Source organism: Paraburkholderia sediminicola (genome assembly GCF_902859805.1).
GTDB lineage: Bacteria > Pseudomonadota > Gammaproteobacteria > Burkholderiales > Burkholderiaceae > Paraburkholderia > Paraburkholderia sediminicola.
Genome location: NZ_CADIKC010000002.1, coordinates 465,720 through 489,536, shown reverse-complemented (window position 1 = coordinate 489,536; position 23,817 = coordinate 465,720). Strand labels below are relative to the sequence as shown.

The 23,817-nt window shown below is 60.0% G+C and carries 23 protein-coding genes; 15 read left to right on the top strand and 8 right to left on the bottom strand.

The genetic code is table 11. The features are described from left to right. Positions 1 to 41: 41 nt before the first annotated feature. The 6 genes from R8871_RS10730 to R8871_RS10705 are packed head-to-tail and all read left to right on the top strand — an operon-like array spanning position 42 to position 6,596. Positions 42 to 875, top strand: coding sequence for a branched-chain amino acid ABC transporter permease (locus tag R8871_RS10730; RefSeq protein ID WP_175050415.1), 834 nt, complete (start codon positions 42 to 44; stop codon positions 873 to 875). Then, a complete protein-coding gene (locus R8871_RS10725) occupies positions 868 to 2,730 on the top strand; it encodes an ABC transporter permease subunit (RefSeq protein WP_175050414.1) in 1,863 nt (620 codons plus the stop codon). The genes R8871_RS10730 and R8871_RS10725 overlap by 8 nt, the downstream gene beginning before the upstream one ends. Further along, complete coding sequence (locus R8871_RS10720; protein ID WP_175050413.1) at positions 2,727 to 3,434, top strand: branched-chain amino acid ABC transporter ATP-binding protein; 708 nt, start codon at positions 2,727 to 2,729, stop codon at positions 3,432 to 3,434. The genes R8871_RS10725 and R8871_RS10720 overlap by 4 nt, the downstream gene beginning before the upstream one ends. A gap of 35 nt (positions 3,435 to 3,469) precedes the next feature. Further along, positions 3,470 to 4,771: an amidase gene (locus R8871_RS10715; protein WP_175050412.1), complete on the top strand. Its 1,302-nt coding sequence runs from the start codon at positions 3,470 to 3,472 to the stop codon at positions 4,769 to 4,771. Positions 4,772 to 4,803: 32 nt separating this feature from the next. Beyond that, positions 4,804 to 5,979 (top strand): transporter substrate-binding domain-containing protein, encoded by a 1,176-nt coding sequence (locus R8871_RS10710; protein WP_175050411.1) that lies wholly within the window; start codon positions 4,804 to 4,806, stop codon positions 5,977 to 5,979. Next, on the top strand, positions 5,976 to 6,596 hold the full coding sequence (locus R8871_RS10705) for an ANTAR domain-containing response regulator (protein ID WP_175050410.1): 621 nt from the start codon (positions 5,976 to 5,978) through the stop codon (positions 6,594 to 6,596). The genes R8871_RS10710 and R8871_RS10705 overlap by 4 nt, the downstream gene beginning before the upstream one ends. 89 nt (positions 6,597 to 6,685) lie before the next feature. Here the strand turns inward: R8871_RS10705 and R8871_RS10700 are convergent, their stop codons facing one another. The 4 genes from R8871_RS10700 to R8871_RS10685 form a co-directional block, all read right to left on the bottom strand. Continuing rightward, a complete protein-coding gene (locus R8871_RS10700; RefSeq protein ID WP_175050409.1) occupies positions 6,686 to 7,132 on the bottom strand; it encodes an SRPBCC family protein in 447 nt (148 codons plus the stop codon). Positions 7,133 to 7,258: 126 nt separating this feature from the next. Further along, on the bottom strand, positions 7,259 to 8,662 hold the full coding sequence (locus tag R8871_RS10695) for a GGDEF domain-containing protein (protein ID WP_175050408.1): 1,404 nt from the start codon (positions 8,660 to 8,662) through the stop codon (positions 7,259 to 7,261). A 270-nt stretch (positions 8,663 to 8,932) separates the two neighbouring features. After that, positions 8,933 to 9,577 (bottom strand): helix-turn-helix transcriptional regulator, encoded by a 645-nt coding sequence (locus R8871_RS10690; protein ID WP_054038287.1) that lies wholly within the window; start codon positions 9,575 to 9,577, stop codon positions 8,933 to 8,935. Between the two features lie 144 nt (positions 9,578 to 9,721). Further along, positions 9,722 to 10,693, bottom strand: a complete 972-nt coding sequence (locus tag R8871_RS10685) for an ornithine cyclodeaminase family protein (RefSeq protein ID WP_175050407.1) — start codon at positions 10,691 to 10,693, stop codon at positions 9,722 to 9,724. 240 nt (positions 10,694 to 10,933) lie between these two features. Between R8871_RS10685 and R8871_RS10680 the strand changes: the two genes are divergently transcribed. The 3 genes from R8871_RS10680 (at position 10,934) to R8871_RS10670 (ending at position 14,249) form a co-directional block, all read left to right on the top strand. Further along, entirely contained in the window at positions 10,934 to 11,722 is a 789-nt protein-coding gene (locus R8871_RS10680) for an ABC transporter substrate-binding protein (RefSeq protein ID WP_175050406.1), read from the top strand. 64 nt (positions 11,723 to 11,786) lie between these two features. Next, the gene (locus R8871_RS10675; protein ID WP_175050405.1) at positions 11,787 to 13,028 is read left to right on the top strand and encodes an NAD(P)/FAD-dependent oxidoreductase; all 1,242 of its coding nucleotides are present in this window, start codon (positions 11,787 to 11,789) and stop codon (positions 13,026 to 13,028) included. A gap of 93 nt (positions 13,029 to 13,121) precedes the next feature. After that, positions 13,122 to 14,249, top strand: a complete 1,128-nt coding sequence (locus R8871_RS10670; protein ID WP_175050404.1) for an aminotransferase — start codon at positions 13,122 to 13,124, stop codon at positions 14,247 to 14,249. A gap of 52 nt (positions 14,250 to 14,301) precedes the next feature. Here R8871_RS10670 and R8871_RS10665 read toward each other — a convergent pair whose 3' ends face one another. Next, positions 14,302 to 15,219 (bottom strand): LysR family transcriptional regulator, encoded by a 918-nt coding sequence (locus R8871_RS10665; RefSeq protein WP_175050403.1) that lies wholly within the window; start codon positions 15,217 to 15,219, stop codon positions 14,302 to 14,304. 78 nt (positions 15,220 to 15,297) lie between these two features. Here R8871_RS10665 and R8871_RS10660 point away from each other — a divergent pair, with 78 nt between their 5' ends. Genes R8871_RS10660 through R8871_RS10635 form a run of 6 tightly spaced genes read left to right on the top strand, consistent with a single transcriptional unit; the run spans position 15,298 to position 20,291 of the window. Continuing rightward, positions 15,298 to 16,029 carry an RraA family protein gene (locus R8871_RS10660; protein WP_246287521.1) on the top strand — a complete coding sequence of 244 codons (732 nt, stop codon included), beginning with the start codon at positions 15,298 to 15,300 and terminating at the stop codon, positions 16,027 to 16,029. A 1-nt stretch (position 16,030) separates the two neighbouring features. After that, positions 16,031 to 17,245, top strand: coding sequence for an aminotransferase class I/II-fold pyridoxal phosphate-dependent enzyme (locus R8871_RS10655; protein WP_175050402.1), 1,215 nt, complete (start codon positions 16,031 to 16,033; stop codon positions 17,243 to 17,245). Between the two features lie 24 nt (positions 17,246 to 17,269). Beyond that, the gene (locus R8871_RS10650; RefSeq protein ID WP_175050401.1) at positions 17,270 to 18,085 is read left to right on the top strand and encodes an ABC transporter substrate-binding protein; all 816 of its coding nucleotides are present in this window, start codon (positions 17,270 to 17,272) and stop codon (positions 18,083 to 18,085) included. 39 nt (positions 18,086 to 18,124) lie between these two features. After that, positions 18,125 to 18,829 (top strand): amino acid ABC transporter permease, encoded by a 705-nt coding sequence (locus tag R8871_RS10645; protein WP_175050400.1) that lies wholly within the window; start codon positions 18,125 to 18,127, stop codon positions 18,827 to 18,829. Further along, complete coding sequence (locus R8871_RS10640; protein ID WP_175050399.1) at positions 18,826 to 19,566, top strand: amino acid ABC transporter permease; 741 nt, start codon at positions 18,826 to 18,828, stop codon at positions 19,564 to 19,566. Before R8871_RS10645 ends, R8871_RS10640 begins: the two co-directional genes overlap by 4 nt. Continuing rightward, a complete protein-coding gene (locus tag R8871_RS10635) occupies positions 19,563 to 20,291 on the top strand; it encodes an amino acid ABC transporter ATP-binding protein (protein WP_175050398.1) in 729 nt (242 codons plus the stop codon). Before R8871_RS10640 ends, R8871_RS10635 begins: the two co-directional genes overlap by 4 nt. Positions 20,292 to 20,318: 27 nt before the next feature. Here R8871_RS10635 and R8871_RS10630 read toward each other — a convergent pair whose 3' ends face one another. The 3 genes from R8871_RS10630 to R8871_RS10620 form a co-directional block, all read right to left on the bottom strand. After that, positions 20,319 to 21,278 (bottom strand): alpha/beta fold hydrolase, encoded by a 960-nt coding sequence (locus R8871_RS10630; protein ID WP_246287520.1) that lies wholly within the window; start codon positions 21,276 to 21,278, stop codon positions 20,319 to 20,321. Between the two features lie 45 nt (positions 21,279 to 21,323). Next, positions 21,324 to 22,625 (bottom strand): UDP-N-acetylglucosamine 1-carboxyvinyltransferase, encoded by a 1,302-nt coding sequence (locus R8871_RS10625; RefSeq protein WP_175050397.1) that lies wholly within the window; start codon positions 22,623 to 22,625, stop codon positions 21,324 to 21,326. Between the two features lie 163 nt (positions 22,626 to 22,788). Then, positions 22,789 to 23,790 (bottom strand): NADP-dependent oxidoreductase, encoded by a 1,002-nt coding sequence (locus R8871_RS10620; protein WP_175050396.1) that lies wholly within the window; start codon positions 23,788 to 23,790, stop codon positions 22,789 to 22,791. Positions 23,791 to 23,817 lie beyond the last annotated feature (27 nt).

Sequence of the window (23,817 nt, the reverse complement as noted above, 5' to 3'; positions counted from 1 at the left end):
ACCCACAGGCGACCCACAGGCGGATGCGACTGGAGAAGACAATGGTTCTGGCACTCGATATTTTCACAACCGCGGCGGTGCTGTTCATCGTGACCGCAGGGTTAATGGTGATTTTCGGCGTGATGAAAATCGTCAATTTCGCCCACGGTGCGCTACTGACAATAGGCGCATACGCGAGCTTCGTCGTGACGCAACTCAAGCTGAGTCCATGGCTCGGACTGCCGCTCGCGGTCGTGGTGGGCACCGTCGTGGGCATGCTCGTCGAGCAGGTGATCGTGCGCCCGCTCTACAAGCGTCCACTCGACGCGATCCTTGCCACCTGGGGGCTCGGAATCGTGATTGGACAGCTCATTGTGATGACCTTCGGCCGCGAGGCGCAGTTCGTGGAGACGCCGCTCAAAGGAGCCGTCACCATCGGTGGGACCGATTACTCGGCCTATCGTTTGCTGCTGATCCCGATTGCACTCGGTCTGTGCGTCCTCATGAGCGCGCTGCTCACGGGAACGCGCTTCGGCATCAAGACGCGCGCGGTGATCATGAATGAGGACCTGGCGCGAGGGCTCGGCATTCATTCCGGCCGCATCCGTTTCATCACCTTCAGTCTGGGCGCCGCGCTCGGTTCGCTCGCCGGCACGCTCATCACGCCGCTGTCGAGCGTCGACCCCGACATGGGACTGCCGTGGCTGGTGAGCGCGTTCATGCTGGTCATGGTGTCAGGACACTCGATGCTCAGTCTGCTGGTGACGTGCCTCGTATTCGGCGCTTGCCAGGTGCTGGTCAGCACGTTCGTGAGTCCGGTGCTGGGCGGATTGACTATCGCGGTGCTGGCGGCGCTCACGCTGCGCATTCGTCCGAAGGGGTTCTCTCATGGCTAAAGTCGACGCTTCGCCACATCGAGCTGGTGATCAAGCTATGCAAGGCGATGAGCGGGCAAGCACCGAGAGAACGATTCACGGACGCGGACTGCTCGTGGCCGGTGGCCTGGCTGTCGTGCTGCTGGCAGCGGGTCCGCTCGTGTTCGGCTCGTATCTGCTCAACGTCCTCATTCAGGCCTTTTTCTTCTCAATCGTAGCCGTGACCGTGGATATCCTGTGGGGGTACACCGGATATCTCACGTTCGGGCAGTCGGCGTTCTTCGGTCTGGGCGCCTATGCCGCGGGTCTTGTCTTTACGCACGGCGGTTTTTCCGCGGGTTACGTGGTGCTCGCCGTGGTAGTGGCTATCGCGGTGACCGCGGCCGTGGCCGCATTGCTCGGCTGGCTGTCGTTCTATCGCGGCGCGTCGCCGTTTTTCGCGACGGTGATGTCGCTCGTATTGCCGATCGTTCTCAGTCAGTTGCTGCTCTCCGGCGGCGCGTGGACCGGCTCGAGTTCGGGACTCACCGGCTATGAGACCTTCGATCTTTCGCTGCAGGCCTGGTACTGGCTCGCCGGCGTGGCTCTATTGGCTGTTGCATCGATCGCGTGGCTATTCGTGCGTAGCGACGGCGGCCGGGTGCTGGCTGCGATTCGCGACAACGAATCACGTTGCGCGTACCTCGGCATCAATACCTCGCTCGTCAAGATCGTCTTGCTGGTTGCAACCGCGGCCATTGCCGGCCTCGCCGGATTCGGCTACGGATCGTTCAGCGGCGTGGTCGCGCCAGAGCTGGCTGGGTTTGTCCTCGGCACCCAACTGATCATCTGGGTTGCGCTCGGCGGTCGGGGAACGTTGTGGGGGCCGGTGATCGGCGCGCTTCTGATCAATGTCGGGACCGCCTATCTCAGCGGCAGCATGCCATTCGCGTGGCAACTGATTCTGGGCGCCGCGTTCGTGGCCGTGATCGTGCTGTTGCCTCAAGGTTTGGTGCCGCTGTTGCTCAAGCCACTACGCCATCTGGCGGGTCACGGCGCCGAACCGGAGCTGGTGGAGCGAAACGTCGGCGCAGCTCGTGAACGGGAGCTGTCAGTGCCGGCGTTGCAGATGAACGGCGTCGCCAAACATTACGGCAGTCTGAAAGTGCTGCAAGGCATCGATCTGAATGCCGATGGTGGTGAACTGGTTGGCCTCATCGGACCGAACGGCGCGGGCAAAACGACGCTTATGCGCTGCATGAGCGACGGCGCCGAACGTTCTGCCGGCACGGTCGCGCTATGTGGCAACGATGTCCGTAAATTGCCGCCGGATCGCTGCGTGCATTTCGGCTTGGGACGCAAGTTCCAGAACGCAAATATCTTCGAGACGCTTACCGTTGCGGAGTGCCTGAGAATCGCCGGCACCATCATCGAGCGGCCATCGCTCCTGCGGCGCTCCACGACGCTTGCGCTGCCGCCCTATGCGCTGGAGGTACTGCGTACCACGCATCTCGATCAGAGGCTGGGCGTCGTGGCGAAGGATCTTTCGCATGGCCAACAGCAGGCGTTGGAACTGGCGATGGTGCTCGCACTGGAGCCGCGTATCGTACTGCTCGACGAGCCCACGGCAGGCTTGACCAAAACGGAGCGCACGCAAATTGGCGACGTGCTCGCCGCGTTGGCTCACCAGTATCGGCTTTGTTGTCTGCTGGTGGAGCACGACCTCGACTTCGTGGCCGGAATTGCTACACGTATCGTGGTCCTGCATCAGGGGCGCATCGTGATGCAAGGCAACTTCGACGAAGTCGTCAACTCTGAGCTGGTCAGAACGATTTATGCCGGGACTGCGCAAAGCGCCGCGGCAGGCGAAAACGTCGGACAACGGGAGGCGTCATGAGCCAGATTGCGCTGGAGTTGCAGGACGTGACGAGCGGATACAAGGCTTCGGTCGTGCTGCGCAAGCTGTCGATCACCGTTGCCGACGGCGAGGCCGTCGCGCTGCTCGGCAAGAACGGCATGGGCAAGACGACGGTGCTCAAGACAATCATGGGCTATCTGCCGAAAAAGGCGGGCGCCATCCGTGCACGCGGGCAAGACATCACGCGCATGGCGCCTCACCAGATTGCACGAGAAGGTATTGCTTACGCTCCGCAGGAACATGCCTTGTTTCAGGACCTCACCATTCGCGACAATCTGCGTCTTGGACTCGAGAAGGCGTCGGCGTTCGACGAACGCTTTGCCGCGATCGAGCCCGTGTTCCCGGTGTTCGCAAGTCGCCTGAAGCAGTTGGCCGGCACGCTTTCCGGCGGCGAACAGAAGATGCTGCTGGTGGCGCGCGCGCTCATGATGCGCCCATCGCTCATTTTGCTCGACGAGATTACGGAGGGGTTGCAACCGTCCGTGATCGACCGGCTTGCCGACGCGCTGCTATGGGAGCGCAGCCAGCACGGCACGACGCTGCTGCTGGTAGAGCAGAATGTTCCGTTCGCGCTGAAGGTTGCCGATCGCTACGCGGTACTCAAACAAGGTGAGATCCTCGAGCATGGCAACGCGAAAGATGAAGCAGCGGTAGGATCGATCTTCGAACACCTGCGCGTGTAAGCAACATTCAGGACGACCATGACGAAAGGCGGCATATGACGAACGCAAACTCCTTCTATCGACCCCGCTCAGGACTGGACCTGCTCGAGAAAACCGCCGACGACCCGCGCGAGCGCGAACGCGCCGTTCTCGAGTCGTTCGCGCGCATCGAGGAAGTCGAGCCCGAGGTGAGGGCGATGACGGCCGTCGCGCAACGGGAAGCGGCATTGACCTCGGCCGCTGGTGCAACGGGTCCGTTGGCCGGCATACCGATCGCGGTGAAAGATATCTTCGACACGAGCGACCTGGTCACCGGCTACGGCTCGCCAATTTACGCAGGTTATCAGCCGAAATCCGATGCCGCGATTGTCACGTTACTGCGGCGTAACGGCGGCATTGTCATCGGCAAGACCGTCACCAGCGAATTCGCCTATATGACGCCGCCAGTGACGCGCAATCCGTGCGATCTGACGCGTACCCCGGGTGGATCTTCGTCCGGGTCGGCCGCCGCAGTGGCAGCCGGCATCGTGCCTTTCGCGATCGGCACGCAGACCGGCGGCTCAACCATCCGGCCCGCTTCGTTCTGCGGCATCGCTGGCTACAAGCCCACACTCGGCATGCTGCCGACCGTCGGCATGAAGTGCTTCTCGTGGTCGTTCGATACGGTCGGCCTGTTCGGCGCCGGTGTGCGTGACGTGGCGTTCTTCGCTCAGGCCCTGTCGGGCAGGTCACTTGCACTGGGCGGCGTGACGGCCGGCCCGGTGTTCGGCGTGCCGGACAGCTACCCATGGACCGCGCCGTCGGCGAATGCAAGCGACGCGCTCGACACGGCGGTGCGCGCCATCGAGCAGGCGGGAGGGCGCGTGCGGCGTGTGCGTTTCGCGCCGTGGATGGCCGAGCTGGTTGCCGCGCACGATACGATCCAGAGCTATGAGGCGTATCAGTCGTTGGGCTTCGAGTACGATCATCATCGTGTGGATCTATCGCCGATGCTCGCTGGTTTTCTTGATCGTGCAGCGAGAGTCGATACGGCAACTTATATCAAGGCATGTGTGCTCGCGGAACAGGCGAAGGCGAGGCTTGCCGAACTATTCGACGGCATCACCGGCTTGCTGACGCCGAGCGCGCCTGACGAAGCGCCCGAAGGCCACGCGTCCACGGGCGACCCCGCGTTCAATCGCAATTGGACCCTGCTCGGTTGCCCGTGCGTGAACGTGCCGGGATTGAGGGGCGCACGCGGCGCTCCGATCGGCGTGCAGGTGATCTGCCGCCCTTGGGACGATGCCCGATGCCTCGACACCGCCGCATTTGCCGAGCAGGCGATCGCGGCAGCAGTGAGACGTTTTCCCGCGACCTGAGCAACGAGGAAGCGATGCAAGGAGGAGACGAAATGGAGGCGAGCTCGCGACAGTCGGCCAATCCGGCGCCCGCGGACGATGGTTGGCGCATCGGCGTGTTGTACTCGCGCACGGGCGTGACTTCGGCGACCGGATCGGAGCATTTTTTCGGCACCGTGCTCGCGATTGAGGAAGTCAACGCGGCCGGCGGCGTGGGCGGACGCCTGCTCGACCCGGTTGTTTACGATCCGAAGAGCGATCCGGACGAATATCGCCGGCTCGCCACGCGGATGCTGCAGGAAGACGACGTGACCGTGATTTTCGGCTGTTCGACTTCGTCGAGCCGAAAGGCGGTTTTGCCGGTGATCGAGCGCACCAACGCATTGCTCTGGTACTGCTCGATCTACGAAGGATTCGAGTATTCGCCGAACGTGATCTACACCGGCGGGGTACCGAACCAGAACAGCATGCAACTGGCTGCTTATCTGCTGCGCAATCACGGCCGCCGTTTTTTTCTGGTTGGCGCCGACTACATCTATCCGCGAGAATCGAATCGGATCATGCGCGACATGGTCGAGCAGCATGGCGGCGAAATCGTGGAGGAACTCTATCTGCCGAGCGATGCGGATCCAGCGGCGCTGGAAGAGGTGGTACGTCAGATCAAGGACATCGAGCCTGACGTCGTGTTCTCCACGCTGATCGGGCGAGGCGCGCGCGACTTTTATCGGTTGTATCGCGAGCACGGTATCGACCCGGCACAGATTCCGATCGCAAGCTTGACAATGACGGAGGGCGAAACGCGGATGATCGGCTCCGAACTGTGTGGCAGCCACATCGTCTCGGCGAGTTACGTCAACACGCTGAACCTTGCGAGTAACCAGCGCTTTCTGAAATCATGGCATGCACGATTCGGAGATCAACCGGCCAGCATGTGGTCGGAGATGGCGTATAACCAGGTGCATCTGTTTGCGCTGGCGCTGGCCCGTTGCGGAAGTCTCGATACGGCCAGGCTGGTGGAGGCGGTACACGAAGTCGAATTCGATTCGCCGGAGGGAGTGCTGAAAATCGATCCGGAGAACAATCACGCGATCCTGACGCCACGCATTGCCGTGTGCAGGCCGGACGGTTCGTTCGATATCGTCTGGGAGGGGCGAGGTCCGGTCAAACCCGATCCCTATCTGACGACGTACGGATTCGCGGAATTCTGGCTCGACGGAGAATCGGCATGAGCACGGGGGCCCGTCGTCTGTTCGACGATCTACGCACGCTGCGCGTCCTCGTGATTCATCCGCCGGGTGAGGACCGTATTGTTCTGGAAGAGCAGTTGCGCCGGATCGGCTGTCCGGTGCGCGTGCTCTGGCCGTTTCCGTCGCAATTGCCCGCCGATGTCGATGCGATTTTCTTTCTCGTCGGCCCCGAAACCCGCAGCGCGGGCAACTGGTGCGCAGCCGATACCGAAGCCACGTTGATCGCGTTATCCGACTACGAAAATCCAACGGCGCTGAAAATGCTGGTGGATACACAGGCGCATGGCGTCATCACCAAGCCCTACCGGTCTACCGGCATTCTGAGCACGCTGGTGCTCGCGCGCGCGTCCTCAGGCTATCAGCAGCGCTTGCATAGCAAGGTCGCCAAGCTTGAGGAGGCGATCAAGGCGCGACGCCACATCGAGAAGGCCATCCGCATCCTTATGGAGGCGCACCAGCTCAGCGAGAGTAACGCATACGAGCACATTCGCTCGAGAGCGACGAGTCTCCGGGTCACGGTGAGCGAGATCGCCACGTTGGTGATCGATGCCCATGAGGCGATGGAAAAGCTCGGCCTTGGCAAGGTACCAAAGCCTTGAGCCTTACCACTCGCTAGACGTCCGGCGGTAAGCACGAAGAGGACGCACTGACCGGTAGCGCGTACGCCGTTGCGCCGATGCCGGTTTCGTCAGTCAGGGATGACCGGTTCGACCAACTTTGCCAACTGGACCAGCGACTCCTGCCAGCCGAGGTAGCACATCTCCACTGGAATGACCTCGGGCACACCCTCCTGCACGATCGTGAGCTCGGTTCCGCAGGACACCGCCCGCAAGGAAATCGTGACGTCCATCTGGCCGGGCAGGTTGGGGTCGTCGAATCGGTCCGTGTAGCGGATCTTCTCGAACGGCACCAGTTCGACGTACTCGCCGCCGAACGAGTGGCCATTGCCGGTGCCGAAGTTACGGAAGGACATTTTGTGAGTGCCACCCACGCGTGCATCCATGTGGTGGACCTGACAGGTGAACCCGTAGGGAGGAAGCCATTTCGCGATCGCATCGGGTTCGAGGAAGGCTCGATAGATACGTTCGGGCTTAGCGTTCAGGACGCGATGGAGACGGATTGTTCCGGTAGTCATGGTGTGCGGGCCTTTCACTGGAGAAGTTGAACATACTCCTACGACGATCCGGCGACACCGGTATCGACATAGGCTGAGACCAGGAAAAACCCGTAGGTGGCAAAGAGCGTCACCTGTTAAACGCCTCTATCCCGCCACCACACGGTTACGGCCATCGTGCTTGGCCCGGTACAGGCGTTCATCGGCAACGCGTAAAAGGGTGTCGATCGTGTCGCCGTCTCGGCCGAACTCGGAGACGCCAACGCTGACAGTAACGGCGACGGCTCGCCCGGTTCCGGTATAGAACTCCTCGGTAGCCACAGCGCCCCGAACGCGCTCCGCGATCGAACGTGCCACCTCCAGCGCAGCTCTAGGCAGCAGCACCATGAACTCTTCGCCACCCACTCGCGCCACGCCGTCATAGGGCCGAATGGCATCGAGGCATTTCTGCACGAATCGCTGCAACACCTCGTCACCTACCTGATGGCCGTAGTTGTCGTTGATCAGTTTGAAGTGGTCGAGATCCAGCGCCAGCAGCGAGAACGGCGCACCATCGCGCCTCGCTCGTGCGATTTCCGCCTCCACTTGCTGGATAAATTCGCGCCGGTTCGCGGCACCGGTCAGCGGATCGGTCGCGGCGAGGTGCTCGAGCTTGTGATTGGTGCGTTGGAGTTCCTGCAGCGCGCTTTCCGTGCGTGCCATTGCTTCGGCGAGGCGAGCCATCAGTTCTTCCTGGCTGTAGATCGTCGAAAACGAACGCGTTGTACGAAACGCTTGCACGACGCCATAGCTCAGCAGGAAAAAGCCGGCGGCGAAGATCGCGTGTGCCAGCCACCACATATGATTCCACGGCTTGCCGAGAATGAACGCGAGCGACGCCAGCGCGAAGAAGGTGATTGAGATGCCATAGATCACCATCAGTGGCGAGCGAATGCGACGCAGCATCAGCACCGTGACGTTCAGCGTCGAGAAGACAAGCGCTCCGCCTTCCATGGTTAGCCGCACGGCGAGGTCGCCCGCAATGGGCGAGTTCGCAATGATTCCGACAACCACGTCGATCACGACGAACACAGCGATCCACATGAGCCACGGGCGCGGATTCGAGCGCTGCTTGAGCGGTTCCGGTGCGCGGTGGTACGAGAGAAGTCCAATCAGCAGAAGCACCGACATCACCAGACGCGATGCGGGTCCATACAGCAGGAATAGCCAGATATTGTGATGCGCCATGCCGGTGAACGCGCCGTGCAGCGCATAGACCAGCACGAAGCCCAGGAAACCCAAAGTCAACCACCGCAACAGCGGTTCACCCGACGACAGAAAACAACGCCAGGTCACATAGGTGACAAACAGCCCCTCGAGCGTTGCAGCAGCGATCGCGATTTCATGGAACCCGTGGTTTTCGAACTTCAGGCTTGGGTCTTGAAAGAAAGCCAGATAGGCAATCAGGTAGGCGGGAAGGAGCGCAAAACCAATGACCAGCAAACTCGAGTAGATCTTGGTCACGATCCCGATGAGGCGAGGCGGCTCTTCGATTGAAATTGTCGTGCTCATGTGCCCGTCTCCGACAATATTGCGGTGGTTTTTCGCATCGCCGAGCGATTGACGCGTGGATCAGCCGACTCGGACACGGCAGCATGCGGTTATGCCTGGCCAAACATATCGCGCACCGGACTACCTTCAGGCAATTGAAAGTATAGCGGACTGTAATTTGCCTCGGTGGTATATCGGTCGTGCAACTCGCTCCTGATATATCGTGCGGTTGCCTTCTGAAAATATCAGAGGCCGTAGTCGGCGGTCGCCAGCCGTTGAATCCGGTTCAGCCTAGGCTGCGGCTCCGCGTAAATCCCTTATATGCTGATAGACGGTCGCACGGCCCATGCCCAGAACGTTGGCAACATAATTAGCCGCGCTCTTTCCTTTGAAGGCGCCTTCCTCCCACAATGCCTCGACAAGTTCGCGACGGTGTTCCCGGGTCAGGGAGTTGAGTGCCAGCTGGCGTTCCTGAAGCCATGCGTGGAGAAACGTGTTGATGCGTTCCTGCCAGTCGTCCTTGAACAGCTCCTCAGGCTGCTTCACCAGACCCGCGCCCGACACCACGCGGTCGATGACATGTTTCATGTCCTCAAAGACGGCGATGTTGTAATTCACGCACATCACGCCGACAGCCGCGCCTGCGTCGTCAAAGAGCACCGTGCTGACACAGCGCATTCGTCTGCCGTCCCAATTGATCTTTTCGTACGGACCGATCGTGCCTGACTGCGCTGAATGATCAATCTCTTCCAGCGCCGATTCATCGCCCAGCTCACGCTTTGACAGGTTGTTTGCAATGTACGCGATCGTCTGGCTATGCAGGTCATGAATAACGATTTCGACGTACGGAAAGAAGAGCAGCGCAATACCGTCGGCGACACGGCCGTAGCGATCCAGCAAAAGCCGGCGCGCGGGTGTGGTCTTAGTCTTTCGCATAGGGAAGCATGAGATTTTTCGGTTTAGCCGGGTCTGCCGGCGTGTGCGTTAATGTGCAACGCATATTCGTGCGATGCACTATTTTGCCACGGGCAATATTCGCCCCTGTTTGCGGCAACCCACGCACTGCCGCATCGATCCTGTTCAATCGATCGGTTGCCCGGTTGCGTGCCTGAACAACGCGTAGGCGATCGCTACATCTTCCAGTCCGAGTCCGATTGAGCGGAAGAAGACGTGTCGCCGCCCGGAGGGTTTCCTTGCGCTGCCGGATACGAGTTCGGGCAAATCGCCCAGAACGCTTTCCGGCGACCAGTCATGCAGTTGCGCCGCCAATTTCATTTCACCCGCGCTGGCCGGCGTGGTTCGCCGGTAGTCGCAATAGACGTCCATGTCCTGAATCCACGCCGGTGGAATTTCATGCGCATTGGCGATATTCGTGCTGATCGACGTGATGAGTGCCGGCTTGGTCAGCAGGTTGTCCGACAGTACAGGCGTGCCTGAGGATGTGCACAACGCGACCACGTCGGCATCGCGCACACACTCATCGAGCTGGGTGCAAATCCGCACGCGTTCATGAAGGGCGCCGACCTCCGCGCGCTTTGCCTCGTTTCTCGCAAGCTCGGGTGAAAACACATTGATCGAGTCCCACGCTCGTAGTGGCGCGAGCTGGCGCAAATGCGCCTGCCCCACGGCGCCCGCGCCGACGATGGCGAGCCGGCGCGCGTCGGGCGACGCAAGGTGTTCCACCGCAAGTGCCGTTGCGCCGGCGGTGCGCTCGATGGTGAGCAGACCCGCATCGCACCACATCAAAGGCTGCCCCGTTTCCATCGACATCAACGCGGTCCATGCCGTAATGACCGGTTTCGCATCGGTCACGATGTACGGCGACATCTTTGCTCCGAATACCTTGGCGTCCGCCATGACCCCGAGGTACGTAATGAAATCGCCAACCCCTTGTGGAAACGGAGTGAAGGTCTGGGGCGGCTGCACCGCGGAATCGTTCGCGAGCGAGAGAAACATGCGGGTCAACGCGCCGCGCACGTCGAGGTGGGGCAGTGCTTTACGTACTGCGTCCTGCTGGACGATCAACGGGAATACTGTGTCTGTGCTGCTCATGGGCCTGCTCTCCACATCGTTGCCGGCTAGCGGCGTCAGCCCGATTCTAAAGTCAAAAAGTCCAGTCTGGACTTTTATTTTGAAAATCGCTTGCAATTGTTAGTGTCCAGAATAGACTGTTGTTCCAGAACGAGTGTGAGAACCGGCCTTTCTGGCACCTCACGCGTCTTCTCGAGGTCGCGCTGCCCGTTACCGCCCCGTACCCTAATTTTGTGAACCCCAATTTCATAGGGAACCATCATGCGTCTGAAGCTTTCACTCTCACTTTTCGTCGCTGCTGCTTTAATCGGTTCGGTTGGCACTGTCAGCGCCGAGACTCAAAGCACCTTGCGCTTCGGCATCGAGGCTGCGTATCCGCCGTTCGAAAGCAAGTCGCCGACGGGGCAATTGCAGGGCTTCGACGTCGACGTCGGCAACGCGGTCTGCGCGAAGATGGGCGTGAAATGCGAGTGGGTGGAGAATTCGTTCGACGGATTGATTCCCGCATTGCAGGCGCGCAAATTCGACGTCATCAATTCCGCAATGAACATTACGGACAAGCGCAAACAGTCCATCGATTTCACACCGCCGATCTACGTGGTGCCGATCGTGATGGTGGCGAAGCGCGGTTCGCCCTTGTTGCCCGATGCGAAGAGCCTGCAGGGCAAACGCGTCGGTGTGCTGCAGGGATCGTCGCAGGAAGATTTTCTTAAGCGCCACTGGGCGAATGCCGGCGTATCGATCGTGTCGTACCAGGATCAGGATCAGGTGTACGCCGATCTCGTTGCCGGCCGTCTGGATGCCGCCGTCCAGGAAGCGCAGACTGTTGAGGATGGTTTCCTGAACAAGCCGTCAGGCCACGACTATGCGATTGTCGGCCAGCCGCTCAGCGATCCGGCAACGCTCGGCGAAGGCACGGGCTTCGGCATGCGCAAGGGTGACAAGGCCCTGGCCGGAAAGATCGACGCCGCGCTCGCCGCGCTAAAGAAAGACGGCACGCTCAGCAACCTGTCGCAGAAGTATTTCAAGCGCGACATCATCGCGAAGTAACCGGTTCATGACCCGGTGCGAGCCGAATCGCATCGGGATCCGAAATGAACATTCGAGCGAGTTTATGGATTTCGATGTGATCGTGCTGGGAGCCGGGATCGTCGGCGTGTCGTCTGCGCTGCATCTGCAGGACCGCGGCCGCCGCGTGGGGCTCGTCGATCGACGCGGCCCCGGCGAAGAGACCAGTTTCGGCAATGCCGGGCTGATCGAAAGCTCGTCGGTGGTTCCCTACGGTTTTCCGCGCGATCTCGGTACGTTGCTGCGCTATATGCGTAACCAGTCGACCGATCTTTACTGGGACTACAAGGCGCTGCCGTCTTTTGCGACGTGGCTCGCGCGATTCTGGTGGGAGTCGTCTCCCGAGCGGCTTGAAGCGGCCGCGCGCGACATGTTGCCGTTGATCCGGCGAAGCGTCGCCGAGCACGACGTGCTGATCGAGCGTGCCGGCCTCCAAAGCCTCGCACACGACGGCGGCTGGATCGAGGCATTTCGCACGCGCTCGGAATATGAGCGGCAGGGATCGGCTGCCGAAGTCACGGCGAGGACATACGGACTGCGCGTGGCGCCGTGCGACGCCGATGCATTGGTGGCCCGCGAACCCGGTATCGCACCGGGTTTTTGCGGTGCATTGCATTGGCAGGACCCGAAGAGCATCTCCAGTCCGGGTGCGTTGACAAAGGGCTATGCGCGACTGTTCGAGGAGGGCGGCGGCGTGCTGCTCACCGGCGAGGCGGCCACGGTGCGTCAGGAAGCCGATGCATGGACTGTGCAGACATCGCAAGGCACGATCAGTGCCAAAGAGGTCGTCGTCGCGCTCGGGCCTTGGTCCGACAAAGTCTTTGAGCCGCTCGGATATCGGATACCGCTGCGGGCAAAGCGCGGCTATCACATGCACTATGAGGCCACGAAATCGATGCTCTCGATACCGCTGGTCGACACGGAAAAAGGGTATGTGGTTGCGCCCATGCAAGGCCGCCTGCGGCTGACTACCGGCGTGGAAATCGCCCGATGCGATGCACCACCGACGGGCGTTCAGCTGGATCGCGCGGAAGCCGTTGCCCGGCCGATATTCGGTCTGGGGCGCCGTCTCGACGACGCGCCATGGCTCGGGTTGCGGCCGTGTACGCCGGACATGCGGCCTGTCATCGGGCGCGCGCCTCGCCATCAAGGGCTGTGGTTCTCGTTCGGGCATAACCACCATGGATTGACGCTCGGTCCGGTGACGGGCCGCTTGCTCGCGGAAATGATGACGGGCGGCGAGCCTTTCACCGACCCCCATCCGTTCCGTCCCGAGCGATTCCGATAGATGGCCGTGGCGGACTCGCTTCATCGATAAATCACTGCGTAATGAACCATTGCATAACGAACCGTTGCGTAACGAATTGCGAAGGAGAGTGAAATGAAGATCAAGGACTTCGGCGTCGAGCGCTGGATGGATCTCTACGAGACCCAATGCACTTACAACCTGGCCGAAACCTGTGTCGAGTCGCTGACCGTGGACGAGTTGCTCACGCTCGCCGGCAAGCAGAACAGCATTCTCGACGAGCTACGGCCGCTCAAACTCACGTACGGCGCTATCGAGGGATCGATGCGGCTCCGTGAAGCGATATCGTCGATGTACGCGCGCCAGTCGCCCGCCAACGTGATCGTCACGCACGGCGCGATCGGGGGTAATGCGTTGGTGTATCAGACCCTGGTCGAACCCGGCGACACGGTGATTTCGGTGCTGCCCACATATCAGCAGCACTATTCGATTCCCGAGAGCTATGGTGCGGACGTGCGGATTCTGAAGCTGCGCGAGGAAAACGGTTTCCTTCCGGATCTTGCCGAACTTCGCAGTCTCGTCAACGACAAAACCCGACTCATCGCAATCAACAATCCGAACAACCCGACCGGCTCGCTGATGGATGAAGCGTTTCTGACCGAGATCGGAGACATCGCGCGTTCGTGTGGCGCGTATGTGCTTTGTGACGAGGTCTATCGCGGCACAGATCAGCATGGCACGGGTTATACGGCTTCGATTGCGGACGTGTATGAGCGTGGCATCAGTACGGGCAGCATGTCCAAGACGTACTCGCTTGCCGGCTTGCGGCTTGGTTGGATCGCCGGGCCGAAGGACCTGATTCACGCGGTTGCGATTCATCGCGACTACAACACGATCAGCGTCGGCATGATCGACGATCACTTCGCTTCAATCGCACTCGAGAACCGTGCGGCGATTCTCGCGCGCAACCACGACATCGTGCGGACCAATCTGGCGATTCTGGACGCATGGGTTGCGAAGGAACCGGCCATTTCGTATATCAAGCCGAAGTCGGGAACGACCGCACTCCTGAAGTTCGATCTGCCGATTTCGTCCTTGCAATTTTGCACGGAGCTCATCGAGCAAACCGGTGTGATGTTCACGCCGGGCAGTGCGCTCGATATGGAGGGTTACGTACGCATCGGGTATGCGAACAACCGGAACGTACTTGAGACGGGGCTGGCGAAGGTTTCGGAATTCCTCGCCAGGTTAGGATCCAGGTAAATCCACGTAGTCAACCACCCCGATGTGGCGCCCGGTCCCGGGCGCCGCTCGATTAGCCATTTGCATTCGCATCCAGCCGCTTCTGGAACTTGCATGAAATTTTGATTAGCCGGGCGATTTCGCGTGCGACTGCGTCACTGCGGTCTTCTCGAAGAACGGCGTAGTAGTCGATCGACGGCGTTGCAGGGCGCGTCCTGATAATTTTCAATTGCCCGTCGGCAATCTCTTTCTGAAAATAGTCGACCGGTAGCGCGCTAATGCCGAGTCCGGCCGCGGTCAGTTGCCCCAACACGGGCAGGCTATTGGTACGAATCGCCTGCTTTGTCGAAACGCCGTTCGCGCGTAACCAGTCTTCATAAATTCTCATCACCGATGAGGTTGGCGATTGCATCAGCAATGTGTGGTTCACGAGTTCGCTTGCTTTCCAGACCCGATTGGACGGAACAAGCAGGGGGCTCGCCATCCACATGTTTCTGATTGTCCCAACCTGGGTCGCGTTGTAGCGCTTATGCCAGTTACCGTCCCCCGGGACCACGACCAGATCCAGTACGTTGTCGTCCAGCCGGTCCAGCAATGTTCGCCCCGAATCGACATCGGGTTCAAGTGTCAGGCGAGGGAAGCGGCTTCTGGCAAGTGAAATGAACTGGGGCAACCACGTCAGCGCGGAGAGCTCGGTGACGCCGAGCTGAAACCGTCCCGCAAACTCGTCCTCGCTTTCAGCCTCAGCAGCGATCTGCGACATCACGTCGAGCGCTTGCGCTGCAAGCCCAAGCAGTGCGCGACCCTTGCTCGTCGGCGCAGGGCGCTTCTGATTACGCTCGAATAGCGTCACCGATAACGCGCTTTCCAGTTCAGCGACGCGCTTGGATACGGCGGATTGTGTCGTGTGCAAATGCGCCGATGCCGCACTGAAGCTGCCGAGCTTCGACGTCCAGTAGAAGGCTTCGAGTTGTTTGAACGTCGGGTTCATGATCGATTATCCAGGAAAAATATTCGTACTCAGAGACGAAAATTTATCGCTTTTTAGCATTTTTGTCATGTCCTAGACTTGCCTGCAAGCGTCGAACATCTTCATGCGGAAACGGATGTCATTTTTTGGAGGCAGGCAATGGATAGGCCAGGATACCGAATTCTGGAGCGCACGGAAGGGCTGAGCGCGGTGCGCAGGAAGCAGTTCGAGAACGTGCCGCTTGCAGCGCTGAGCGACTGTATGGGCCGCTCGTTTGGTACGACAAATCTGCGACCGCTCCACGGCACGCGCGCGCTGCTTGGCAATGCCGTCACCGTAAAAACCCGGCCGGGAGACAATCTCCTGATTCACAAAGCGTTCGACTGTGTGCGGCCCGGCGATGTGCTTGTCATCGACGGCGGTGGTGCGCTCCAGAACGCGTTGGTTGGCGAATTGATGATGCTGATGGCGATCGAGTGTGGAATGGCAGGCTTTGTCGTGGACGGCGCGATTCGTGATGTATCGGCCTTTCGTGAAGCGGATTTCCCCTGCTATGCACGGGGCGTTACGCATCGAGGTCCCTACAAGGACGGTCCCGGAGAGATCAATACGGCGATTTCGATCGACGGTATGGCAGTGTTTCCCGGTGACCTGATCGTTGGCGATGCTGATGGGCTGCTTGCAATCCGCCCTGACGACGCCGAACAGGTGTTGGCGGCCGCAACCAGTCATCTGAAGAAGGAGGCCGATTTCAGAATCGCGATCCGCTCGCATTCTCAGGACCGGGACTGGATCGCGACAGCGCTTCAACGGCTGGAGGGGAATCGCTAACATGGCTGTCAACACCGTTCCCCTTTCCGCGCGGCTTGCCAGAATCAAACCGTCTCCCAGTTCGGCGGCGCGGGCGCGAGTCACCGAACTGGTTCGGCAAGGTCGCACCATTCTTGATCTGACGATCGGCGAACCGGATCTCGACACGCCCGAATTCGTCAAGGACGCTGCGATCGCGGCAATGGCGCGGGGCGAAACCAAATATACCGGTTCGTACGGCACGCTCGAACTTCGGCAAGCGGTCGCCGAAAAATTTCGACGCGAGAACGGTCTCGTTTTCGACGCGTCGCAGATTTTCATCGGTGCTGGCGCCAAACAGGTGTTGCATAACGCCTTTGCGGCGACGTTGAACACCGGCGACGAGGTCATTATTCCAGCGCCTTACTGGGTTTCGTATCCCGACATGGTGTTGCTAAGCGGAGGCACGCCCGTTGTCTTGTCGACGCGCGTGGAGGCCGGCTACAAAATGCAGGCGGCTCAACTCGAACGCGCCATCACGCCCCGCACACGCTGGGTGGTACTGAATTCGCCGAACAATCCGACGGGTGCGTCCTACACAAGAGGCGAGCTGCGCGAGCTTGCCGACGTGATCCTCGCGCACGACCACGTCTGGTTGCTGACGGACGACATTTACGAACATTTTCATTACTCTGACGGCAAAGCGCTAACGCTCCTCGAGGTGGCGCCCGAACTCGCCGAACGGACGCTCGTCGTGAACGGCGTATCGAAAGCGTATGCGATGACAGGTTGGAGAGTCGGCTACGGCGCTGGACCGAAAGCGTTGATCGAGCAACTCGCGACGTTGCAGTCGCAAACCACTTCGTGTGTTTCGTCGATTAGCCAGGCTGCCGCCGCTGCCGCATTGACGGGGCCGCAGGCGTTTGTAGCCGACTGCGTGGCGACTTTCAAACAACGACGCGACCGGGCGATGGCCATCCTGAACACCGTCGATCTGCTGGAATGCGTGTCTCCTGCCGGCGCGTTTTATATCTTTCCTTCATGTGAACGCGTAATTGGCAGGGCAACGCCATCGGGCAGGCGCATCGGGAACGACGTCGATTTTTCTTCCTATCTGCTCGAGCATGCGGGCGTGGCGGTTCTCGATGGCTCAGCCTATGGGGTGTCGCCGTCGATCCGGCTATCGTTTGCGACCCGTATCGATATCGTCGAGGAAGCGTGCTTGCGCATCAAGGAAGCATGCGAGTCACTTGTCTGAACCACTCAACGGAGCACTACACCCATGTCCAGAATCCTCGGCCTGTTTCTGGCCAGCGTCTGTTTATCGTCAGCCGTCTCTGCTCATGCGGATGAACTCAGCGACGTCAGGCAGCGCGGCACGCTCATTTGCGCAACGCTTGGCACGGCGCCCCCTTTCAGCTTCCAGGATGCAAAAAGCCGTGAGACGGTGGGGTACGACGTCGACATGTGCCACGCGCTTGCCGACGCATTGAAGGTCAAACTGGAATTGAAGCTGGTGTCGGTCGACGCTCGCATTCCCGAGTTGCTGCAGGGACGGGTCGACGTTGTGGCCGCGAACCTCGGCTATACGAAGCAACGTGCTCAGCAGATCGATTTCAGCTACGGCTATTTTGCCGGGCCATCGAAGTTGCTGGTCAGAAAGGATTCTGGACTGACCACGCTGGATCAGCTGGCCGGCAAGCGAATTGCGATCGTCAAAGGGTCGTCTGCCGAACAGGCCATCAAGCGCCTGATTCCATCCGCAAACATCGTCAGCTATCCCGATCCGACGAGTGGTTTCCTCGCCGTGTTGCAAGGTAAGACCGATGCACTGTGTGCTTCGGAACTTGCCGTGCTCAAGATGCAGCGGCAGGGAGCGGCTTCGACGCCGCTATCGATCATCGATAAACCTGTGTTCGTCGAGTCATGGGGCATCGGCTTGCGCAAGGGCGAGCCGGCGTTTGAGAAAGCGGTGAACGACGCGCTCGCGGGCATGGAAACGTCCGGCCGCGCTAACGCAATCTTCCAGACCTGGCTGGGTGCCAATAGCGAATACAAGGTCCAGCGGAACTTCCGTTTCGAACCGATACGCGATTGATTGCGGGCAGAGAACCCGGTCGGACAGGGGAGGAGACATATGAATTATCGCTTCGACTTCGGCGTGGTGCTGCACGGCGAATATCTGCAATGGCTGCTTGGTGGGATCGGCGTTACGCTCGAGCTGTTCGTCATGGCGTGGGCGCTGAGTTTTATCCTCGGCGTAGTTCTCGCGGTGGTGCGCCTCGGTCAGTCACGAGCCGCAGCGTGGCTGATCGGCGCCTACGTCGAATATCACCGCAACGTTCCGTTGCTGGTCCAGTTGCTGTTCTGGTATTTCGCGGCGCCCAGCCTGTTCCCGGCGTTCGTGCGTAACTATCTGACAACGCATGGAAGCGAATTTCCGCTTGCGCTCGTCGCGCTGGTGCTGTGTGCAGCCGCTTACGTGTCGGAAGACCTGCGCAGCGGATTTCGAGCCATTCCGCGAGGACAGATCGAGGCCAGCCGGGCATTGGGGCTGACCTACCTTCAGGCTGCGCGGCTCGTCATCGTGCCGCAGGCGTTACGGATATCCTTGCCTTCGCTTGTCAATCAGGCGCTCCTGCTCTTCAAGAACACCAGTCTTGCGATGGCAGTCGGCGTCGCGGAACTGACCTACCAGGCAAAAGAGGTCGATAGCAATTCGTTCAGAACGTTCGAAGCATTCGCTGTCGCGACCGCGGTCTATCTGCTGTTCTCGTTCGCCATCATGTTCGCGGGATCAGTGATTTCGACGCGCTTCACGTCATGGGAGGTGCGGCGATGATCGACATTCTGATCGACCACTGGCAGACGTTTCTGGTGGGCCCGTATCCGCAGGGTCCCTTGGGTGGCGTGGCACTGACCATCGTGGTGGCGCTGGTCTGCATCGCGGCCTCCTTGCCCCTGGCACTCGTACTCGCACTTTGCCGCACGAGCCGCTACCGGGTGTTGCGCTGGCCGGCATTCGCCATTATCCAGGTGGTGCGTGGACTGCCTTTGCTGATGTTTATTTTCTGGGCGTATTTTCTGCTGCCCGCTTTGACACATTTGACCGTGTCGGCGCTCGTCACGCTGATCTGTGCGTTGGTGATCTATCAGTCGGCTTACCTTGCTGAAGTCATCCGGTCCGGCATTGAAGCGATACCACGCGGGCAGAGCGAAGCGGCGCGATCGCTGGGGCTCGGTTATTTCGGAACGATGCGCCATATCATCGTGCCGCAGGCGCTCTACAACGTATTGCCGAGCATGCTCAGCGAGTTCATCTCGACGATCAAGGAGACATCGCTCGGTTACGTGATTGGCGTGCAGGAACTGACGTTCGCCGCGACCCAGGTGAACAGCCTGCTTCTCGTCAAGCCCGTACAAGTCTATGTGCTGCTGGCAGCCATTTATTTCGTCGTGTGTTTTTTCCTGACGCGAACCGCGCGCTGGCTGGAACATCGTGTGATCAACCGCCGCACAGGGATATCTGTGCCAAAAACGCGACGCGGTTTTGTGAAAGTAGCGAGAGTGCAAAAATGATCGAGCTTAGCGATGTCCACAAGTGGTTTGGAACCCATCATGTGCTGACGGGTGTAACTGAGAAGGTCGCTCGAGGTGAAGTCGTCGTGATCTGCGGTCCGTCCGGTTCTGGAAAGTCGACTCTCATTCGAACCGTCAACGGCCTGGATACGATCGACAAGGGTGCGATCACATTGAACGGCAAATCGGTTCATCAGCGCGGCACGAATCTGAATGCGTTACGCACCCAGGTGGGATTCGTGTTTCAGCAATTCAATCTCTTTCCACATATGAGTGCGCTCGACAATCTCGTCCTTGCGCCGCTGCATCTGTCGAAGATGAGGCGCAAGGAGGCCGAAGCGAAAGGGGTCGAACTGCTGAACAAGGTCGGCCTGGGCCACAAGCTTCATGCTTATCCGGCTACCTTGTCGGGCGGTCAGCAGCAACGGGTAGCCATTGCTCGTGCTTTGATGATGGACCCGGCTGTCATGCTCTTCGATGAGCCGACGAGCGCGCTCGATCCGGAAATGGTCGGCGAGGTGCTGCAAGTCATGAAGACGCTGGCGAAAGGCGGCATGACGATGCTTTGCGTCACCCATGAAATGAACTTCGCGCGAGAGGTGGCCGACCGCGTCGTGTTTATGGATGAGGGGCAGATACTCGAACGGGCCGCCCCTGAAGTATTCTTCAGACAGCCTGTGCACCCAAGAGCCAGCCGGTTCCTGCAAGACATCGTGGCGCATTGATCTTTGTCTGGCGAGGCAGCACGCTGCCTACAGTCCCTTCAGGAACGCAACCAGCAACTCACTGACCTCTGCCGAACGCTCGCGCTGAATCCAGTGACCCGCACCATCGAGAATATGGCATCCGCGCAGTCCGGGCAGTACGCGCGCCAGATTCGCGATTCGGGCTTGCGCGCCCGGAAACTTCAGGACGTCGTCTTCCGCGCCGGCCACAAATAGCGATGGCTGCCGGATCACGCAGCCTCTCCACGCGCTCATGAGTTCCGACGAGCGCCGAATGCTGCGGTACCAGTTCAGGCCGCCTCTGAAGCCTGTGCGCGCGAATTCGCCCGCCACGTAAGCGATTTCTTCGCTGCTCAGCCAGTCTGGCAGCGTCTCGGGGTCCACTGTGTTGTCGAGAAAACCTGTGCCGGGAGCGAGTATGCCTGCCACCACGTGGTCGGGCCCATCGCCCGACATGCTGAAGGTGACGCGCCGAATGGTGGCTTCGGGATCAGCTTCGAACTCGCGCTCAGCAACGCCGGGTGTCTGGAAATACTGCATATAGAACGTTTGCACACCTTGCCGCGCGAGCGCACTGAGCAGGTCCTCCCGCGCAGGCGGATGGAACGGCACGCTCATGCCGGCGACGGCACGGAACAGATCGGGCCGCAGCATCGCCGCGTTCCAGGCCACCGGCGCGCCCCAGTCGTGGCCGACGATCACCGCCTCGCTCTCGCCGAGAACATTGACGAGTTCGACCATGTCGCCGACGAGATGCAGCATCGTGTACGACTCCGCTTCCGGCGGCGCATCGGTGCCGCCATAGCCACGCATGTCGGGCGCGACGGCGCGGAACCCGGCGGCCGACAGCGCCGCCAGCTGGTGCCGCCAGGCGTACCAGGACTCCGGAAATCCATGACATAGCAGCACCAGCGGGCCGCTGCCCTGGCTGGCCACACGCATGCGCAGTGCACCTACCTGCAGTGTCTCGAGGCGATGTTCGTGCAAGGTTTGCTCCGTGATGCTCAGGTTGTCGTGAATCGCCTTAAACGATCACTCGCTGCTGGTCCATTCCACGCGCGCGCCCACCGAGCGCAGGTTTTCGACAAAGTTGGGGTGCGCACGGCGAATCGGTAGCGCGTTGGTGATTTCCGAGCGCCCCTCGATACTTGCTGCGACCATGAGCAGTGCGATTGCCACGCGGATGATGTACGGACTCTCAACCTTCGCGGGACTTAACTGAAGTCCGCCGAAAGTGATCAAACGATGAGGGTCCGACAGGAACACGTGCGCGCCGAACTTGGAGAGTTCAACGGACCAGCCCATGGCGCCGTCATAGACCTTGTTCCAGAACATCGCGCTGCCTTCCGCCTTCACGCCAAGGGCGATGAAAATGGGGAGCAGATCGACGGGCAGATACGGCCAGGGCGCCGCTTCCACCTTGGTGAGAATATTCTGGGTGAAAGGGCGGCGCACCCGCAATGGGCCTTCCCGAACGGCGTGCGACCAGCCATCGCGATGCTCCACCTGCACGCCGAACTTCGCGAAAGTTCGGTCGATCAGCGGGAACTGATCGGGCGCGCTGTTTTTGACCTTGATGTCGCCGCCGGTGATTGCGCCAAGCGCGAGAAAGGTCGCGATTTCGTGGAAATCCTCGCTGAACCGGAACTCGCCGCCGCCGAGTTTATGGCCGCCTTCCACGCTCAGACGCGAGGTGCCGATGCCGTCGATCGGGACACCCAGCATGGCCAGAAAACGGCAAAACTCCTGCACATGCGGTTCCGATGCTGCATTGACCAAGGTCGACGTACCATTGGCCGACGCCGCGCACAGCACGAAATTCTCAGTGGTAGTGACTGACGCGTAGTCCAGCCAATGATGATTTGCCGCCATTTGAGTGCTCGCGCGCACGATCAGCGAGTCGGTGGTGCGCTCGATGCTCGCGCCGAAGCGCTCGAACACCTCGACGTGCGGATCGATCTCGCGTACGCCCAGCGTGCAGCCCTTCACGTCGTTTTCCAGACGTGCAACGCCGAAACGCGCCAGCAGCGGCGGCACCAGCATGATCGAAGAGCGCATCTCCTCGGGCAGCCTGTGCGCGACCGGATCGAAGGACGTAGCGTGGTGATGCAAATCGAGAATGCCGGTGGCAAAGTCCATCGACACGTTGCTGCCGAGCGTGCGGAAGATCTCGAGGATCTTCTTGACGTCGGTAATCTCGGGTACGCCGATGAGCCGCAGTGGCTGGTCGGTCAGCAGCGTGGCGCAAAGAATGGGCAGGACAGCGTTCTTGTTGGCGGATGGCACGATCTCGCCGCGTAACGGGAGGCCGCCATGTACGATCAGGTTCGACATGTTCGGGAGAGAGGCTGGTGGATTAAGAAGCGAGGCCACTATCATGCCATTGGATGGCGTGCGGAGTATGTTTCGGGATTCCGGCGCCGTTTTTTTCTTGTCGCTGCTTAAAGCAAACTATCCAGCATCTCCCGGCGAATGGCTCGCGACCGGTCCGGGCCGTCTATTGGATCTTGACGACAACCTTACCCTTTACACGCCCGGTTTCGACGTAAGCCAAGGCTTCATTGGTTGCCGCAAACGGGAAGATTCGATCGATCACCGGCCGTATGGACCCTGCATCGATCAGCGCAGCGATCCGGCTCAGTTGGTCTCCGCTGGCGCGCATGAACACAAATGAATAGCTGACTTCATGACGTTTTGCAGTTTTCCGGATGCGATAGCTCAAAAGCCGCATCACCGTTTTCAGGAACCATGAAGCGCCCATCTCTTTGGCAAAGTCGGGATCAGGCGGCCCCGCGATCCCGATGAGTTTGCCACCCGGTTTGAGCACGCGCAGTGACTTCTTGAACGTATCGCCACCCTGCGTGTCGAGCACGAGATCGTATCCTTTGAGGATGTCGGCAAAGTCGTCTTTTTTGTAATCGATGACGATATCTGCACCGAGTTGCTTTACCAGTTCGGCATTGCGCGCGCTCGTTGTCGTCGCGACGGTCGCGCCCACATGTTTCGCCAGTTGAATGGCGAATGTGCCGACGCCGCCCGAGCCGGCATGGATCAGCACTTTCTGCCCTTTCTTGAGTTGTCCTTTTTCGATTAGTGCCTGCCACGCGGTCAAGCCGACTAGCGGAATCGAGGCGGCTTCTTCCATAGCGAGTGATTTGGGTTTCAACGCCACGCCGTCTTCTTTGACGGCAATAAATTCTGCGAAAGTGCCAATGCGATCTTTGTGCGGTCGGGCATAGACCTCATCTCCTGGCTTGAATTGCCGAACGCGCGATCCAACACGGACGACTACCCCGGCCAGGTCGTTACCCAGGATCAGCGGCAAACGATAGGGCAGAATGAGCTTGAACTCGCCGTCCCTGATTTTGGCATCGAGCGGATTCACGCCCGCGGCGTGGATCTGGATTAATACGTCGTCCTCACGCGGCTCCGGGACCGGCATTTCGCCGGCTCGCAAGTCTTGCTTGCGCTCGTATCGATCGACAACAAAAGCTTTCATCGTGTTTCCTTGTACGTTTCTCGTTGA

Excerpts from the sequence above, each read along its gene's own strand:
- R8871_RS10690 (WP_054038287.1), bottom strand. The coding sequence starts at position 9,577 with ATGCGAAAGACTAAGACCACACCCGCGCGCCGGCTTTTGCTGGATCGC.
- R8871_RS10645 (WP_175050400.1), top strand. The coding sequence starts at position 18,125 with ATGAATTATCGCTTCGACTTCGGCGTGGTGCTGCACGGCGAATATCTG.
- R8871_RS10650 (WP_175050401.1), top strand. The coding sequence starts at position 17,270 with ATGTCCAGAATCCTCGGCCTGTTTCTGGCCAGCGTCTGTTTATCGTCA.
- R8871_RS10710 (WP_175050411.1), top strand. The coding sequence starts at position 4,804 with ATGGAGGCGAGCTCGCGACAGTCGGCCAATCCGGCGCCCGCGGACGAT.
- R8871_RS10705 (WP_175050410.1), top strand. The coding sequence starts at position 5,976 with ATGAGCACGGGGGCCCGTCGTCTGTTCGACGATCTACGCACGCTGCGC.
- R8871_RS10625 (WP_175050397.1), bottom strand. The coding sequence starts at position 22,625 with ATGTCGAACCTGATCGTACATGGCGGCCTCCCGTTACGCGGCGAGATC.
- R8871_RS10670 (WP_175050404.1), top strand. The coding sequence starts at position 13,122 with ATGAAGATCAAGGACTTCGGCGTCGAGCGCTGGATGGATCTCTACGAG.
- R8871_RS10635 (WP_175050398.1), top strand. The coding sequence starts at position 19,563 with ATGATCGAGCTTAGCGATGTCCACAAGTGGTTTGGAACCCATCATGTG.
- R8871_RS10665 (WP_175050403.1), bottom strand. The coding sequence starts at position 15,219 with ATGAACCCGACGTTCAAACAACTCGAAGCCTTCTACTGGACGTCGAAG.
- R8871_RS10730 (WP_175050415.1), top strand. The coding sequence starts at position 42 with ATGGTTCTGGCACTCGATATTTTCACAACCGCGGCGGTGCTGTTCATC.
- R8871_RS10685 (WP_175050407.1), bottom strand. The coding sequence starts at position 10,693 with ATGAGCAGCACAGACACAGTATTCCCGTTGATCGTCCAGCAGGACGCA.
- R8871_RS10620 (WP_175050396.1), bottom strand. The coding sequence starts at position 23,790 with ATGAAAGCTTTTGTTGTCGATCGATACGAGCGCAAGCAAGACTTGCGA.
- R8871_RS10695 (WP_175050408.1), bottom strand. The coding sequence starts at position 8,662 with ATGAGCACGACAATTTCAATCGAAGAGCCGCCTCGCCTCATCGGGATC.
- R8871_RS10680 (WP_175050406.1), top strand. The coding sequence starts at position 10,934 with ATGCGTCTGAAGCTTTCACTCTCACTTTTCGTCGCTGCTGCTTTAATC.
- R8871_RS10675 (WP_175050405.1), top strand. The coding sequence starts at position 11,787 with ATGGATTTCGATGTGATCGTGCTGGGAGCCGGGATCGTCGGCGTGTCG.
- R8871_RS10720 (WP_175050413.1), top strand. The coding sequence starts at position 2,727 with ATGAGCCAGATTGCGCTGGAGTTGCAGGACGTGACGAGCGGATACAAG.
- R8871_RS10700 (WP_175050409.1), bottom strand. The coding sequence starts at position 7,132 with ATGACTACCGGAACAATCCGTCTCCATCGCGTCCTGAACGCTAAGCCC.
- R8871_RS10655 (WP_175050402.1), top strand. The coding sequence starts at position 16,031 with ATGGCTGTCAACACCGTTCCCCTTTCCGCGCGGCTTGCCAGAATCAAA.
- R8871_RS10725 (WP_175050414.1), top strand. The coding sequence starts at position 868 with ATGGCTAAAGTCGACGCTTCGCCACATCGAGCTGGTGATCAAGCTATG.
- R8871_RS10640 (WP_175050399.1), top strand. The coding sequence starts at position 18,826 with ATGATCGACATTCTGATCGACCACTGGCAGACGTTTCTGGTGGGCCCG.
- R8871_RS10715 (WP_175050412.1), top strand. The coding sequence starts at position 3,470 with ATGACGAACGCAAACTCCTTCTATCGACCCCGCTCAGGACTGGACCTG.